This window comes from Sphingobium sp. AntQ-1 (genome assembly GCF_028538045.1).
Taxonomy (GTDB): domain Bacteria; phylum Pseudomonadota; class Alphaproteobacteria; order Sphingomonadales; family Sphingomonadaceae; genus Sphingobium; species Sphingobium cupriresistens.
This window is the reverse complement of the sequence record NZ_CP117158.1, coordinates 2,595,431-2,607,761: the sequence shown is the minus strand read 5'-3', so window position 1 is coordinate 2,607,761 and position 12,331 is coordinate 2,595,431. Positions and strand designations below refer to the sequence as shown.

At 64.7% G+C, this 12,331-nt stretch carries 12 protein-coding genes; 6 read left to right on the top strand and 6 right to left on the bottom strand.

Annotated elements, in window-relative coordinates:
- Window positions 1-17 precede the first annotated feature (17 nt).
- Window positions 18-641 carry an aminotransferase class IV gene (locus sphantq_RS13065; RefSeq protein WP_272798698.1) on the bottom strand — a complete coding sequence of 208 codons (624 nt, stop codon included), beginning with the start codon at window positions 639-641 and terminating at the stop codon, window positions 18-20.
- Window positions 642-702: 61 nt separating this feature from the next.
- The gene (gene pabB / locus sphantq_RS13060; protein WP_066600186.1) at window positions 703-1,878 is read right to left on the bottom strand and encodes an aminodeoxychorismate synthase component I; all 1,176 of its coding nucleotides are present in this window, start codon (window positions 1,876-1,878) and stop codon (window positions 703-705) included.
- 93 nt (window positions 1,879-1,971) lie between these two features.
- Here pabB and sphantq_RS13055 point away from each other — a divergent pair, with 93 nt between their 5' ends.
- Window positions 1,972-2,349: a DUF983 domain-containing protein gene (locus tag sphantq_RS13055; protein WP_066600185.1), complete on the top strand. Its 378-nt coding sequence runs from the start codon at window positions 1,972-1,974 to the stop codon at window positions 2,347-2,349.
- Window positions 2,350-2,441: 92 nt separating this feature from the next.
- On the opposite strand, the gene sphantq_RS13050 is transcribed toward sphantq_RS13055, so the two are convergent.
- A complete protein-coding gene (locus sphantq_RS13050; RefSeq protein WP_066600184.1) occupies window positions 2,442-2,879 on the bottom strand; it encodes an acyl-CoA thioesterase in 438 nt (145 codons plus the stop codon).
- A 251-nt stretch (window positions 2,880-3,130) separates the two neighbouring features.
- Here sphantq_RS13050 and sphantq_RS13045 point away from each other — a divergent pair, with 251 nt between their 5' ends.
- From sphantq_RS13045 to sphantq_RS13035, 3 genes are all read left to right on the top strand, one after another.
- On the top strand, window positions 3,131-4,366 hold the full coding sequence (locus tag sphantq_RS13045; RefSeq protein ID WP_272798697.1) for a YceI family protein: 1,236 nt from the start codon (window positions 3,131-3,133) through the stop codon (window positions 4,364-4,366).
- Window positions 4,367-4,489: 123 nt separating this feature from the next.
- Entirely contained in the window at window positions 4,490-4,837 is a 348-nt protein-coding gene (locus sphantq_RS13040) for a Rap1a/Tai family immunity protein (protein ID WP_336314454.1), read from the top strand.
- Window positions 4,838-4,941: 104 nt separating this feature from the next.
- On the top strand, window positions 4,942-6,312 hold the full coding sequence (locus sphantq_RS13035) for a class II 3-deoxy-7-phosphoheptulonate synthase (RefSeq protein WP_066600182.1): 1,371 nt from the start codon (window positions 4,942-4,944) through the stop codon (window positions 6,310-6,312).
- Window positions 6,313-6,428: 116 nt separating this feature from the next.
- On the opposite strand, the gene sphantq_RS13030 is transcribed toward sphantq_RS13035, so the two are convergent.
- Window positions 6,429-6,770, bottom strand: a complete 342-nt coding sequence (locus tag sphantq_RS13030; RefSeq protein ID WP_272798695.1) for a DUF2322 family protein — start codon at window positions 6,768-6,770, stop codon at window positions 6,429-6,431.
- Window positions 6,771-7,018: 248 nt separating this feature from the next.
- Window positions 7,019-7,804, bottom strand: coding sequence for a TerC family protein (locus sphantq_RS13025; RefSeq protein WP_129926912.1), 786 nt, complete (start codon window positions 7,802-7,804; stop codon window positions 7,019-7,021).
- 207 nt (window positions 7,805-8,011) lie between these two features.
- Between sphantq_RS13025 and sphantq_RS13020 the strand changes: the two genes are divergently transcribed.
- On the top strand, window positions 8,012-9,028 hold the full coding sequence (locus sphantq_RS13020) for a class 1 fructose-bisphosphatase (RefSeq protein WP_066600176.1): 1,017 nt from the start codon (window positions 8,012-8,014) through the stop codon (window positions 9,026-9,028).
- 396 nt (window positions 9,029-9,424) lie between these two features.
- Window positions 9,425-11,332, top strand: coding sequence for an acyltransferase family protein (locus tag sphantq_RS13015; RefSeq protein ID WP_129926911.1), 1,908 nt, complete (start codon window positions 9,425-9,427; stop codon window positions 11,330-11,332).
- Between the two features lies 1 nt (window position 11,333).
- Here the strand turns inward: sphantq_RS13015 and sphantq_RS13010 are convergent, their stop codons facing one another.
- Window positions 11,334-12,227, bottom strand: coding sequence for an N-formylglutamate amidohydrolase (locus sphantq_RS13010; protein WP_129926910.1), 894 nt, complete (start codon window positions 12,225-12,227; stop codon window positions 11,334-11,336).
- Window positions 12,228-12,331 lie beyond the last annotated feature (104 nt).

Sequence of the window (12,331 nt, the reverse complement as noted above, 5' to 3'; positions counted from 1 at the left end):
CGGCTATCGCCGCCCCGTCATCGCGACCATGTCGCGGCGGCCATGCCCCGCGCCGCATTGCCGATGAAAAAACCGCGCTCCAGGTCGTAGGGGCGCAGATCGCCTTCGATCGCCTCCCCCATGTCGATCAGGCTCTGGCGCAAGATGCCGGGCAAGATGCCGCGCGACAAAGGCGGCGTCACCAGCTTGTCGCCCCGTTCGACGAAGATGGAGGAGAAGCAGCCTTCGGTCAGATAGCCCTGCGCATCGATCAGCAGCACTTCATAGGTGCCGCCACGTTTCAGCGCGTCCTTGTAGAGGCTGCGATCGCTGGTCTTGTGCAGCAGGCGCAGGTCATCCGCGGGCGCATGGCGCGGCACGGCGGCGACCTTCATGATCGGATCGGGCCAGCCCAGATGACCGCGCACCTCGATCGCGATCGCCCCGCCGCGCGACAGCATCAGCCGCACCCGGCTGCGGTCGCGCAGGCGGAAGGTCGCGGCCTGCAATTCGTTGCGCACGTCATGGCGATCGATATGAAAGCCGAGCGCGTCGGCGCTCGCCTTGATTCGGGCAAGATGCCGTTCCAGCAACCTGATGCCTTCGAGCGGGTCGAAGGCCATGGTTTCGATGAGGTCGAACCGTCCGTCAGCCAATGCCATTGAAACTTTTCAAGCCCTTGCGCGCCAAAAGTCAACCACCCCTTAAGGATCAAGCCCAAGGTTAGGAGAGGGAGCGGGAGAGGAAGCGCCCCTTGGCCAGGCACTCCGCCCATTCGGATGCGCAATCCGAATCCGCGACGATGCCGGACCCCAGGCCAAGCCGCCCCGTTCCTGCGCCCTCTTCGACGGAAATGGTGCGGATGGCAACATTGAAGGCGGCGTCGCCCTCCGGGTCGATCCAGCCCATCGTGCCGGTATAGACGCCGCGCGCATGAGGTTCGACCGCGTCGATAATCTCCATCGCCCGCACCTTGGGCGCGCCGGTGATGGAGCCGCAGGGGAACAATACGCGCAATACATCGACCGGCGACAGGCCCGGCAGGATGCGCGCGCGCACCGTCGACACCAATTGATGCACGGTAGGATAGGTTTCGACCTTGAACAGATCGGGCACGGTCACGCTGCCTGCGCGCGACACGCGCGACAGGTCGTTGCGCAGCAGGTCCACGATCATCAGATTTTCGGCGCGTTGCTTGGGATCGCTTTCCAGCCAGCGGGCCTGCGCCGCATCCGCTGTGGGGTCGGCGGCGCGGGTGGCGGTGCCCTTCATCGGCCGCGCAGTCAGCTGGCCACGAACCTGGGTGAAGAAGAGTTCGGGCGAGAAGGACAGGATCGATCGATCGCCGGTACGGATCACCCCGCCATAGCCCGCCGCCGCGCGTGGCCGGACGGCGGCATAGAGGGCGAGCGAATCGCCCGCGACATCGACGTCGCAGGGGAAGGTCAGATTGACCTGATAAATGTCGCCGGCGCGGATATAATCCTGCACTCGGCCAAAGGCGACGCCATAAGCGGCCTCGTCCACCAAGGGGCGCAGCGGGCCGACGGTCGCGCCCGCCGGGTCGGGCAGCAGGTCGGGCAGCGTGCCGGGCGGGATCAGCCGCACCCCTTCGAACAGGCCGAACCACAACAGAGGCGCAGCGCCCGCGTCCTGCCGGTGCGCGATCGGCGCCAGCCGCTCCTCCAGCGCCAGTCCCGCCTCATAGGCCATATAGCCCGCGACATGCAGGCCGCTCTCCTGCGCTTCGGCGATGCGGTCGAGCGCAGGCTGCACATCGGCCATGCGGCGGGCGACGACGACCTCCACCGGGTCGCGGTAGAGGCGCGCGGGCGCCACGCTGCGCGCGCGCGCGTCGTCGAACAAACAATAGGCTTCGTTGGGACCGGGCAGACGCATGGGCGCTTCTTAACAGGCTTTACAATCGGCGAAAGGCGGTAAGCCACCGACGCGCCATTGCGCCCGGCATTCAAAGCCCCTAGCTGCCGGGACGTGACCGATCCCGCGCCCCCGTCCGACCGCCCGACAGGCGCCGCCATCGGCCATGGGCTGCGGGGAAGATGCCCGGCCTGCGGCGAGGGGCGCATGTTCGCCCGCTTCCTGAAAACCGCGCCCAATTGCCCGTCCTGCGGCCTGGCGCTCGACGCGCATCAGGCGGACGACTTCCCCGCCTATATCGTCATCTTGCTGTTGGGCCATATATTAGTGCCACTGATGATCGAGGTGAACAGCGCCCTCGCCATCCCGCTGGGCTGGCAGGCGCTGATCTGGCCCAGCCTCGCCGTGCTGCTGGCCGTGGCGATGATCCAGCCGGTCAAGGGCGCGGTGATCGCGGTGCAATGGAGCCGGCGCATGGCGGGATTTCGCTAGGACCGATCGACATTCAGTCCCTTGACTGCTGACTAACGCCCTGCGCGTTCCCGCGCAGGCGGGAACACGCAACGCTTAAATGGCGCTTTAAATCACTCCGGCTGGCGCAGGAAGTTCAGCTCCATCGCCTCGCGCAGCGTTTCGTCGATCGCGCGCCGGCCTTCGGCCCCATGGGTGACGACGGTGGTGTCGCAGGTGGCGACGCACACGCCCTTCTGGAAGCCGGCCGAACTGATCGTCCAACTGGTGCGGCCGATATGGCCGATCGCGCAATGCACCTCGAACGGATAGGGGAAATGCGATTCCTCGACGAAGTTCAGGTTCACGTTCGCGACCAGCCAGCGCACGCCCTGTTCCTGCGGATGGCGACCCATATGATGATGGAACCGGATGCGCGCGGTTTCGAAAATGCCGGAAATCGCCACATTGTTGATGTGGCCCATGGTGTCGAGATCCTGGAACCGCGTGTCGATGCTGGTGACAAAGCGATAAGCCTCCGGGTTCAGACGCCAGGATTCGGGTTTGGCCATGTCCTGCTATTTCCCTGATAATGAGCGTGCCGTAGCGACTTCCGATCGGACGCCGGAAATCGCGTCAATCCAACAGATAAGTCTCTTAACCCGGATGGCGGGTGATGCAATCGCGCCCATAAAAATGCCGCAACTGCGTCCTTTGGGACACATAAGGCGATGCGGCGGCAACGAAGCGTTTCGCCCCCGACCAATGGACTTGGCCGCAAGGGCGTCATAGTTTCGGGTCCGCCATGATCCAGGGAACCACCATGCAACGCTATAGCCGGGCCGCCATCTTCCTGCACTGGGCGATCGCCGCCCTGCTCGCCTTTCAGATCGCCGTCGGCTGGGCGCTGGAGGATCTGGGCGCGCGCGGCTTCGCCCTCTACCAGTTGCACAAGTCGGTCGGCATGACCGTGCTCGCGCTGACGCTGGCGCGGATCGCGGTGCGTTACTGGAAGCCGCGCCCGGCCAAGCTGGAAAATGGCTGGCAGGGCGCACTCGCGTCGGGCGTACATGGCGGTCTCTACGCCTTCATGCTGGGCGCACCGCTAACCGGCTGGGCGCTGGTGTCGACCGCGAAGGTCAAGGTGCCGACCCTGCTGTTCGGCGTCATCCCCCTGCCCCATCTGCCCTTGCCAGCGAGTGCGCATGGCCTGGCCGAAAACGGCCATGGCCTCATCGCCTGGCTGGGCATCGCGCTGCTGGCGCTGCACGTCGCGGGCGCGTTGCGCCATCATCTGCTGATGCGCGATGGCCTCATCTGGCGGATGGTGCCGGGGCGTTCCACCGCTCTGCTGGTCGCGCTGCCCGCGCTGATCCTGGTTGGCTTCGTCGCCGGCCGCGCGATCCTGCCCGCGCCGCAAACGACGCCTGCGCCAGCGCCGGTCGTCGAGGAAGCGGACGAGGACGCCGCGCCCGCCAACATCGCCGAAGCAGCCAGCGCCGCAGCCCCCGCCGACAATGTAGCGGCCAATGCGACGCAGGCCGCCGTCGAAGAACCCGTCGGCCCGCCGCCCGCCTGGACCGTGCAGCCCGGCGGCCACATCGGCTTTTCCGTCGGCAATGATGGCGAGACGATCAGCGGCGGCTTTGCCAAATGGACCGCGCAGATCGTCATGGACCCCGATCATCCCGACAGCGCCGACATAAAGGTGATGATCGACATGGCCTCGGCCAGCGTGGGCGACGCCTATAAGGACGGGATGTTGCCCGGCGACGAATTTTTCGGTGTCGCCGCTCATCCCACCGCAACCTTCACGGCCAAGGGCGCGGAAGCCACCGGTGCGAACCGCTACCGCGCGCGCGGCACGCTGACGCTCAGGGGCGTGACCAAGCCGCAGACGATCCGCTTCACCCTGTCCGGCAAGGACGCGATCCGCAAGGTCAGCGGCAGCGCGACCATCGCCCGCGCGCCCTTTGGCGTGGGCAATGGCGAGAGCAGCACCGGCCTGGGACCGCAGGTAGCGCTAACCTTCGCCTTCACGGCGAAGCGGCAGGATTGACATTCTCCGTTCGCTTCGAGCGAATTCGATAAGTGGCTGGCGCGGCGCAATCGTGCCTCGACTTCGCTCGACACGAACCGGCGGTGTCATCTAGGTTCGCACTCCTCCGTCAGGACAAGAATGATGCGCCTCCTTCTCCTCGCCACCTCCCTGCTCGCCGCATCCCCCACCCCGGTCGCGGCGCAGGCGTTCATGTTCGAAACCGGCACCACCCTGCTCGCCAAATGCCGCAACAAGGCGCCCGAATATGCGCTCGCCTGCACCGCCTATATCGTCGGCGTGGTCGATGGCATCCGCAAGGACATGTTCATCGGCCGCGGCCTCCCGGTCTGCTGGCCCGACCGCATGAGCGCGGACGAGGCGCGGCGCACCGTCACCGCCTATCTCGAACGCTGGCCCGACCAGCGCCAGACGCCCGCTTCGCTCCTGGTCAGCGTCGCGCTCAACGAACGCTGGCCCTGCCAGAAATAGACAAATGATTGCGCGCACCTATGGTCCAACTGGTACAATCTTGCCTTGGCCCCCGGACCAGCGTAGGTGCGCCCCCTATTTTATTTCGACCAAGGAGACTCGACGTGGCGGCGAAGTGGACGCCGGATAGCTGGCGGAGCCAAAAGGGCATTCAGATGCCCTTTTACCGGGATGCAGACGCATTGGCGTCGGTAGAGGCCCAGCTTGGCCAGTTTCCGCCGCTCGTCTTTGCGGGCGAGGCGCGCAACCTGAAGACCGACCTGGCCAAGGTCGCCAATGGCGAAGCCTTCCTGTTGCAGGGCGGCGATTGCGCCGAAAGCTTCGCGGAGTTCCATCCGAACAACATCCGTGACACCTTCCGCGTGCTGCTCCAGATGGCGGTCGTGCTGACCTTCGCGTCAAAGCTGCCGGTGGTGAAGGTCGGTCGCATGGCCGGTCAGTTCGCCAAGCCGCGCTCGGCCGATACCGAAGTGATCGGCGGGGTCGAACTGCCCAGCTATCGCGGCGACAATGTCAACGACATCGCCTTCACGCCGGAATCGCGCGAGCCTGACCCGGCGCGGATGGTGCGCGCCTATAATCAGTCGGCCGCCACGCTCAACCTGCTGCGCGCCTTTTCGACCGGCGGCTATGCCAGCCTGGATCGCGTCCATGGCTGGATGCTCGATTTCATGGGACGTAGTCCCTGGGCGGCGAAGTTCGAACAGATGGCTGACCAGATCGGCCAGGCGCTCGACTTCATGCGCGCCTGCGGCCTGTCGGCGGAAACCGTGCCGCAGCTTGGCGGGACCAGCTTCTACACCAGCCATGAAGCGCTGCTGCTGCCGTTCGAACAGGCGATGACGCGGCAGGACAGCCTGACCGGCGACTGGTACGACACATCCGCCCACATGCTGTGGATCGGCGATCGCACCCGGTTCGAAGGGTCCGCCCATGTCGAATATCTGCGCGGCATCGGCAATCCGATCGGCCTGAAATGCGGTCCCACCCTGGAGCCGGACGCGCTGCTGCGCCTGCTCGATGTTTTGAACCCGCAACGAGAAGCCGGGCGCATCACGCTCATCACCCGCTATGGTCATGACAAGATCGAGGCCGGCCTGCCCAAGCTGGTGCGCGCGGTCCTGCGCGAAGGTCATCCAGTCATCTGGTCCTGCGACCCGATGCACGGCAATGTCATCAAGGCGGCGAACGGCTACAAGACGCGCCCGTTCGAGCGTATCCTGGCCGAAGTGCGCGGCTTCTTCGCCGTCCACCGCGCCGAGGGCAGCTTTGGCGGCGGCATCCATGCCGAAATGACCGGGCAGAATGTGACGGAATGCACTGGCGGCGCCATCGCCATCACCGACGAAGGCCTGGCCGACCGTTACCACACCCATTGCGACCCGCGTTTGAACGCGGCGCAGAGTCTGGAGCTGGCTTTCCTGCTGGCCGAAATGCTCAACGAGGAATTGAAGGAGCGGCGCGCCGCAGCGTGACGCAAGAAGGGCGGGATCGCATGATCCCGCCCTTTTTCCATCCGGGCATCACCCTCTCAACCCGTTCGGGCTGAGCCTGTCCAAGCCCCGGTCTTCTGAAATAATCGACGGCCCGATCAGCTCTCAGCCACCACCACGATGGTCAGCGCTTCGCCGCCCTCCGCGATTCCGATCAACCGATCGACATTGGGATGCGCGCCCGGCCGGTTGCGGGCGTCGGCAGTATGTTCGGCGAACACCGCCAGGCCATGGTCGGCCGCCGCCGTATCCAGCCCGCCGAAACATTGTTTCAGATAATGATAGACCGCCAGCGACCCCTGCTTGCCCGGCTGGTTTTCAATTGTCGCGATCACCACGCCGTTGGCGTCGACCAGATCTATCCGTTGCACGCCGTCGATCGGCGGCAATAACGGCAGATTATCCTTGAAGATTGCGCCCGGTTCGATCGTCGCCAGCATATATTCCCGATCCTGCATTGTTGGTCGGGGCGGCCTGTCGCATCTTCCGCCGCACCGCGCAATCGCGTGAATTTCCATGCTCATGTGGTGGATTTGAAATACGCCACATCGTTGCGGCTTGGTCCGGAGCCTATTTCAAATCCGTCAACCACACGAGAATCAAATATTTGCTAATGGCCCTGATGAATCTGAAGTTCGTTCAGCCCTGGCCCAATAATATGACGAACTTCATAATCGGGCCACCAGACCTATTTCGCCACCTTCCGCGCCTGCGCCCGGCGGGCGAAGATGTTCAGACACTCCACCAGCGTCGAAAAGGCCATCGCAGCGTAGATATAACCCTTGGGCACATGCACCCCAAAACCGTCGGCGATCAGCACCGCGCCGATCATCAGCAGGAAGCCGAGCGCCAGCATCACCACGGTCGGGTTGCGGGCGATGAAGTTGGCGAGCGGATCGGCCGCGATCAGCATCACCGTCACCGCCACGATCACGGCGATATACATGACCGCCAGATTGTCCGTCATGCCGACCGCCGTCAGGATCGAATCGAGCGAGAAGATCATGTCGAGCAGGATGATCTGCGTGATCGCCGCGCCGAAGGTGATGGTCGCCACGCTTTTCTTGTCGAGCACATCGTCGCCGCCCGCGGGATCGACCGTGTGATGGATTTCCTTGGTCGCCTTCCAGATCAGGAACAGGCCGCCTGCAATCAGGATCAGGTCGCGCCAGGAAAAATCGGTTTCGAAGGTCGGCGCGCCATGCTGGTCCAGCGGGCCGCTCAGCCCCAAGTCGAACACTGGCGCGGTCAGCCCGACGATCCAGGCGATCATCGACAGCAGGACGAGGCGCATCGCCAGCGCCAGCCCTATGCCGATCTTGCGCGCTTTGGGCCGTTGCGCTTCGGGCAATTTGTTGGTCAGGATGGAGATGAAGACAAGATTGTCGATGCCCAGCACCACTTCCATCACCACCAGCGCGACAAGCGCCGCCAGAGCCGTGGGGTCGGTAAAGGCGGTAATCAGGCTGTCCATATCGGTCCTTGCTTTATGCTGATCGGCACGCCTCCGAAACCAAAATGCGTTGGGCCGGGTTCCCTCATACATGCTTTGTAACATGACAACGCTAACAGCCGGTTTTGAAGGGGGACGATGGCTGGACTAGGTTGGCCGTCTGTCCTAGCGAAGAGCGCGTTTCTTCTTTCCTGCCCGGCGTCCCATATTATTTGCGAAAGGCGGCCTATGTCCCGAACCACCCTGACCCGTTTCCTGATCGAACAGCAACGCAACGCCAATGTCCTTCCCGGCGAACTGCGCCTGCTGATCGAAACCGTCGCGCGCGCGTGCAAGACGATCAGCCATGCGGTCAGCAAGGGCGCGCTGGGCGAAGTGCTGGGCAGCCTGGACAGCGAGAATGTGCAGGGCGAAGTGCAAAAGAAACTGGACGTGATCGCCAACGAACTGCTGCTCGACGCCAATGAATGGGGCGGGCATCTGGCCGCGATGGCGTCGGAGGAGATGGAGACGATCCACCTCATCCCCAATCGCTATCCCAAGGGCGAATATCTGCTGCTGTTCGATCCGATCGACGGGTCCAGCAATATCGACGTCGACCTGTCGGTCGGCACCATCTTTTCGGTGCTCAAGGCCCCCGACGCCTGCGCCGGACGGCAGGTGACCGAAGAGGATTTCCTTCAGGACGGCCGTCAACAGGTCGCCGCAGGCTACGCCATTTACGGACCGCAAACGCTGCTGGTGTTGAGCGTCGGCACCGGCGTCTATGAATTCACGCTGGACCGGGAAGTCGGCAGCTGGGTCATGACCGACCCGGACATGCAGATGCCCCAGGGCAAGTGCGAATTCGCGATCAACATGTCCAACCGCCGCCAATGGTCGCCTGCGGTGGCCCGCTATGTCGAAGAGCGCGTGATGGGCGGCGCCGGCCCGTGCGGCAAGGATTACAACATGCGATGGACCGCCTCCATGGTGGCGGACGTCCACCGCATACTCAAGCGCGGCGGCATCTTCCTATATCCCTATGACCATCGCAATCCTGGCAAGGCCAAGCTGCGCCTGATGTATGAAGCCAATCCGATGAGCTATCTGATCGAACAGGCGGGCGGCGCATCGAGCGACGGCTTCGTGCCCATCATGGACGTACCCGCCACTGGCCTGCACCAGCGCGTCGGCGTGGTGTTGGGCGACAAGGCGGAAGTCGAAGCGGTCGTCGCTTATGGCGCGGAAATGGCGAGCGCGTAAGCCGGGCAAGAAAAAGGGGGAGAGCGCGATTAGCGCTCGATCCCCCTGATGCTTCGGCTCGCCTTGCCGGTCTTACCGGCGGCTCCTCTCCAGAAACTTTTTATAGTGGCGCGCCGAGCAGCAGCAACGCTCTAGACCAACGGCGTGACAAAAAAAAGGCCGATCACAAGATCGGCCCGAAAGTTTTAGGAGAGGATGCCTGAAAGGCACAGTCTTTTTGTCCCGCCAACCGGATTTTCGCAAATGCGAAGGACGACAGGGCAGTTGCAAAATCCGCAATCGCTTGCCGACCCGCCTCCCCCACGATGATGGGCCGCCCCCCAATAGCCGCGTGTTTCCGAGTCGCGCTCATCGACATAAAGCAAATATCAGGGCTTGGCGGTTAAGCCCGGCACCATGCACGGACGAGCGCCAACTTCGGGTCCGGCGGATGGGGCCGCCAACGCCCCTCATGCCGCCGGGCGATATCGCCGCGACATAGACGGATTGCGCGCGCTGGCGATCCTGCCAGTGCTGCTGTTCCACGCCCATGCGCCAGGTTTTTCGGGCGGCTATGTCGGGGTCGATATTTTCTTCGTCATATCAGGCTATCTGATTACCGGCATCATCGCTCGCGAAGTCGATGACGGTCATTTTTCGCTCGCCCAATTCTACGAACGCCGTTTCCGCCGGATCATGCCCGCTCTGGCGCTGATGATTCTGGCCGTGCTCGGTGCGGCGGCCTGGCTCTATCTGCCCGGCGACCTGGAAGGCGTGCCGCGATCGGCGCTGGCGGCGACTTTGTTCGCTTCCAACCTCTGGTTCTTCACCGACACCGGTTATTTTTCCGGCGGCGCGGACGTGAAGCCGCTGCTCCACACATGGTCGCTGGCGGTCGAGGAGCAATATTATATCGGCTTCCCGATCCTGCTGATGCTGCTGGCGCGCACCGCGCCGCGCTGGCGCACCGGCGTCGTCGCGGCCATCACGGCGGGATCGCTGGCGATCGCCATCGTCATGCAACGCGACACCAGCGGCTTCACCTTCTACCTGTTGCCGACGCGGGCATGGGAATTGTTCGCCGGGGCTTTGCTGGCGCTGGGCGCGGTTCCAGTGATCCCGGCTCGCTGGCTGCGCGAGGCGATTGCGGGGTGCGGCCTGATCGCGATCGCGCTGGCGGTCGGCTTTTACGATCGCACCACGATCTTCCCCGGCATCACCGCCCTCGCCCCGGTGCTGGGCGCCGCGGCGCTGATCCATGCCGCGCCGGGTACGCGAATCGGCCGGTTGCTGGGCTGGGGCCCGCTGGTCGGCGTGGGCCTCATCTCTTACTCGCTCTATCTGTGGCACTGGCCGTTGATCGTCTTCACCGAATATGCGACCGATTTGCCGCTGGCGGGGGGCAGGCAGATGGCGATCATCGGCGCATCGCTGCTGGCGGGCACGCTGTCCTGGCGCTTTGTCGAGCGCCCCTTCCGCGATTCGCGGCGCGTGCCGGGGCGGGCGATCTTTCTGTTCACCTGCGCGGCGATGGGCCTGCTCTGCATCCTGGCGCTGGCGCTGCTGGCGAAGGGCGGCTGGCCGTCGCGCTTCCCGCCGAAGGTGCTGGCGCAGATGGCAGGGCAACAGGATTTCGCACCCACGCGCAAGTCATGCCACGACACATTCATGCGTCACGCGACGCCCTGCGTCCTCGGCGCGGCGGCGGCGCCCGACGCGATGCTGTGGGGGGACAGCCATGGCGTCGAACTGACCTATGCCTTGTCGCTGGAGGCAAAGGCGCAGAATCGATCGCTGATCGAACGCACCACGTCCAGTTGCCCGCCGGTGCTGGGTTATCAGGCCAAGGATGCGCGCTGCGCCGCCGCCAACCAGGCGGCGTTCGATGCGATACGCGCCGATCCAGGGATCAGCCGCGTCTATCTCGCCGCTTTCTGGGCCAATGGCGATTTCGACGATCCCGCCTTTGTGGGCAAGCTGGACCGCACCATAGCCGCGATCCGGGCGCTAGAGCGACAGGTCGTTCTGATCGGCCCCGTTCCGCCCCAGCCGTTCGACGTGCCGCGGCGCTTGGCGCATCTGACGCAGACCGGACAGTTGGGGGAAGCACGGGGCGTCGACCGCGCTCATGTCGAAGCGCGGACTGTGCATCTGCGCGCGCTCTTCATTCGCTGGAAGGCGCGCGGCGTCTCGCTGATCGATCCTGTAGCGGCGCTGTGCCCGACCGGCCGCTGCGCCATCGAACGCGACGGCAAGCCGCTCTATTTCGATTCGCATCATCTCAGCACCGCGGGCGCTCGGTTGGTGATCGCAGCTAATCGCTGACCTATTCGGCGGCGAGCGCATAGCCCGCGCGCGGCAATTCGGCCGCCAATGCCTGCGCCATGTGCGTCACAACCGCCTGCATCCGCGCCACGCCCGGCCCCGGCCGGTCCAGCGTCGCGTCCAGATACAGCACCCGGTCGATTTCGACCTGCAGCGCGTGCAATCCATGCTCAGGGCGCCCATGCCGGTCGATCAGATGATCGCCGGCATAGGGGTGGTTTTGCGCCACGGTCAGGCCATGGCTCGCCGCGACATCGGCCGCCAGCATGATCAGTCGCCCCGATGCGCTGCGGCCGAACCGATCCCCCAGCACCATGCCCGGCGCAGGCTGCCCCGCACCGGTCGGCGCCAGCGGCGGCATGGAATGCATGTCGATCAGGATCGCATGGCCATGCGCGTCGCGCGCGGCCGCCATCATCTGGCCGAGCGCCGCATGATAGGGCCGGTGGAGCGTCTCGATCCGGCGGCGCGCCTCCGCCCAGCGCATCGGGCCGCGCCACAATTCATGCGCGCCCGGCAGGCGACGCGGGAAAAGGCCCAGGCCCCCGCGCAGCTTCGCGCTGCTCTGAAGCGGGGCGTCGCGCGGCAGGTCGGCGATCATGCCGGGGTCGATCTCGCGCTCGTGCCGGTTGAGGTCGATCAATGCGCGCGGCGCGCGGGCGACGATGACGGTGAAACCCTGCGCGATCAGCGGATGGACCAAAAGATCGGCCCAACGATCCTCCAGCCGATGCAGGATCGACGAGGACACGCGCGCCGCGGCCAGCAGATCCTTATCATAGGCACGCGCCGCATGGGGGACGGAAATCAGGACGGGGCGATCGGGAATCGCAGGACCATAAAGGTCGAAAGCGGTTTCGCTATGGGTCGGGGCGCGCGGCGCGGAATAATCCAATGCGGCTCCTTTCGCCAGCGCGCCGAAAAATCTTGTCCGGCTGGATAATATTTACACCTTGTCGCATATAGTGCGGCTTCGCGCCACCCCGTCGGGTATGCGCC

Bases quoted from the DNA above. Each gene is read 5' to 3' on its own strand.
- sphantq_RS13030 (WP_272798695.1), bottom strand. From the start codon at position 6,770: ATGCTGGCGACGATCGAACCGGGCGCAATCTTCAAGGATAATCTGCCG.
- pabB (WP_066600186.1), bottom strand. From the start codon at position 1,878: ATGCGTCTGCCCGGTCCCAACGAAGCCTATTGTTTGTTCGACGACGCG.
- sphantq_RS13045 (WP_272798697.1), top strand. From the start codon at position 3,131: ATGCAACGCTATAGCCGGGCCGCCATCTTCCTGCACTGGGCGATCGCC.
- sphantq_RS13050 (WP_066600184.1), bottom strand. From the start codon at position 2,879: ATGGCCAAACCCGAATCCTGGCGTCTGAACCCGGAGGCTTATCGCTTT.
- sphantq_RS13040 (WP_336314454.1), top strand. From the start codon at position 4,490: ATGCGCCTCCTTCTCCTCGCCACCTCCCTGCTCGCCGCATCCCCCACC.
- sphantq_RS13025 (WP_129926912.1), bottom strand. From the start codon at position 7,804: ATGGACAGCCTGATTACCGCCTTTACCGACCCCACGGCTCTGGCGGCG.
- sphantq_RS13065 (WP_272798698.1), bottom strand. From the start codon at position 641: ATGGCATTGGCTGACGGACGGTTCGACCTCATCGAAACCATGGCCTTC.
- sphantq_RS13015 (WP_129926911.1), top strand. From the start codon at position 9,425: ATGCACGGACGAGCGCCAACTTCGGGTCCGGCGGATGGGGCCGCCAAC.
- sphantq_RS13020 (WP_066600176.1), top strand. From the start codon at position 8,012: ATGTCCCGAACCACCCTGACCCGTTTCCTGATCGAACAGCAACGCAAC.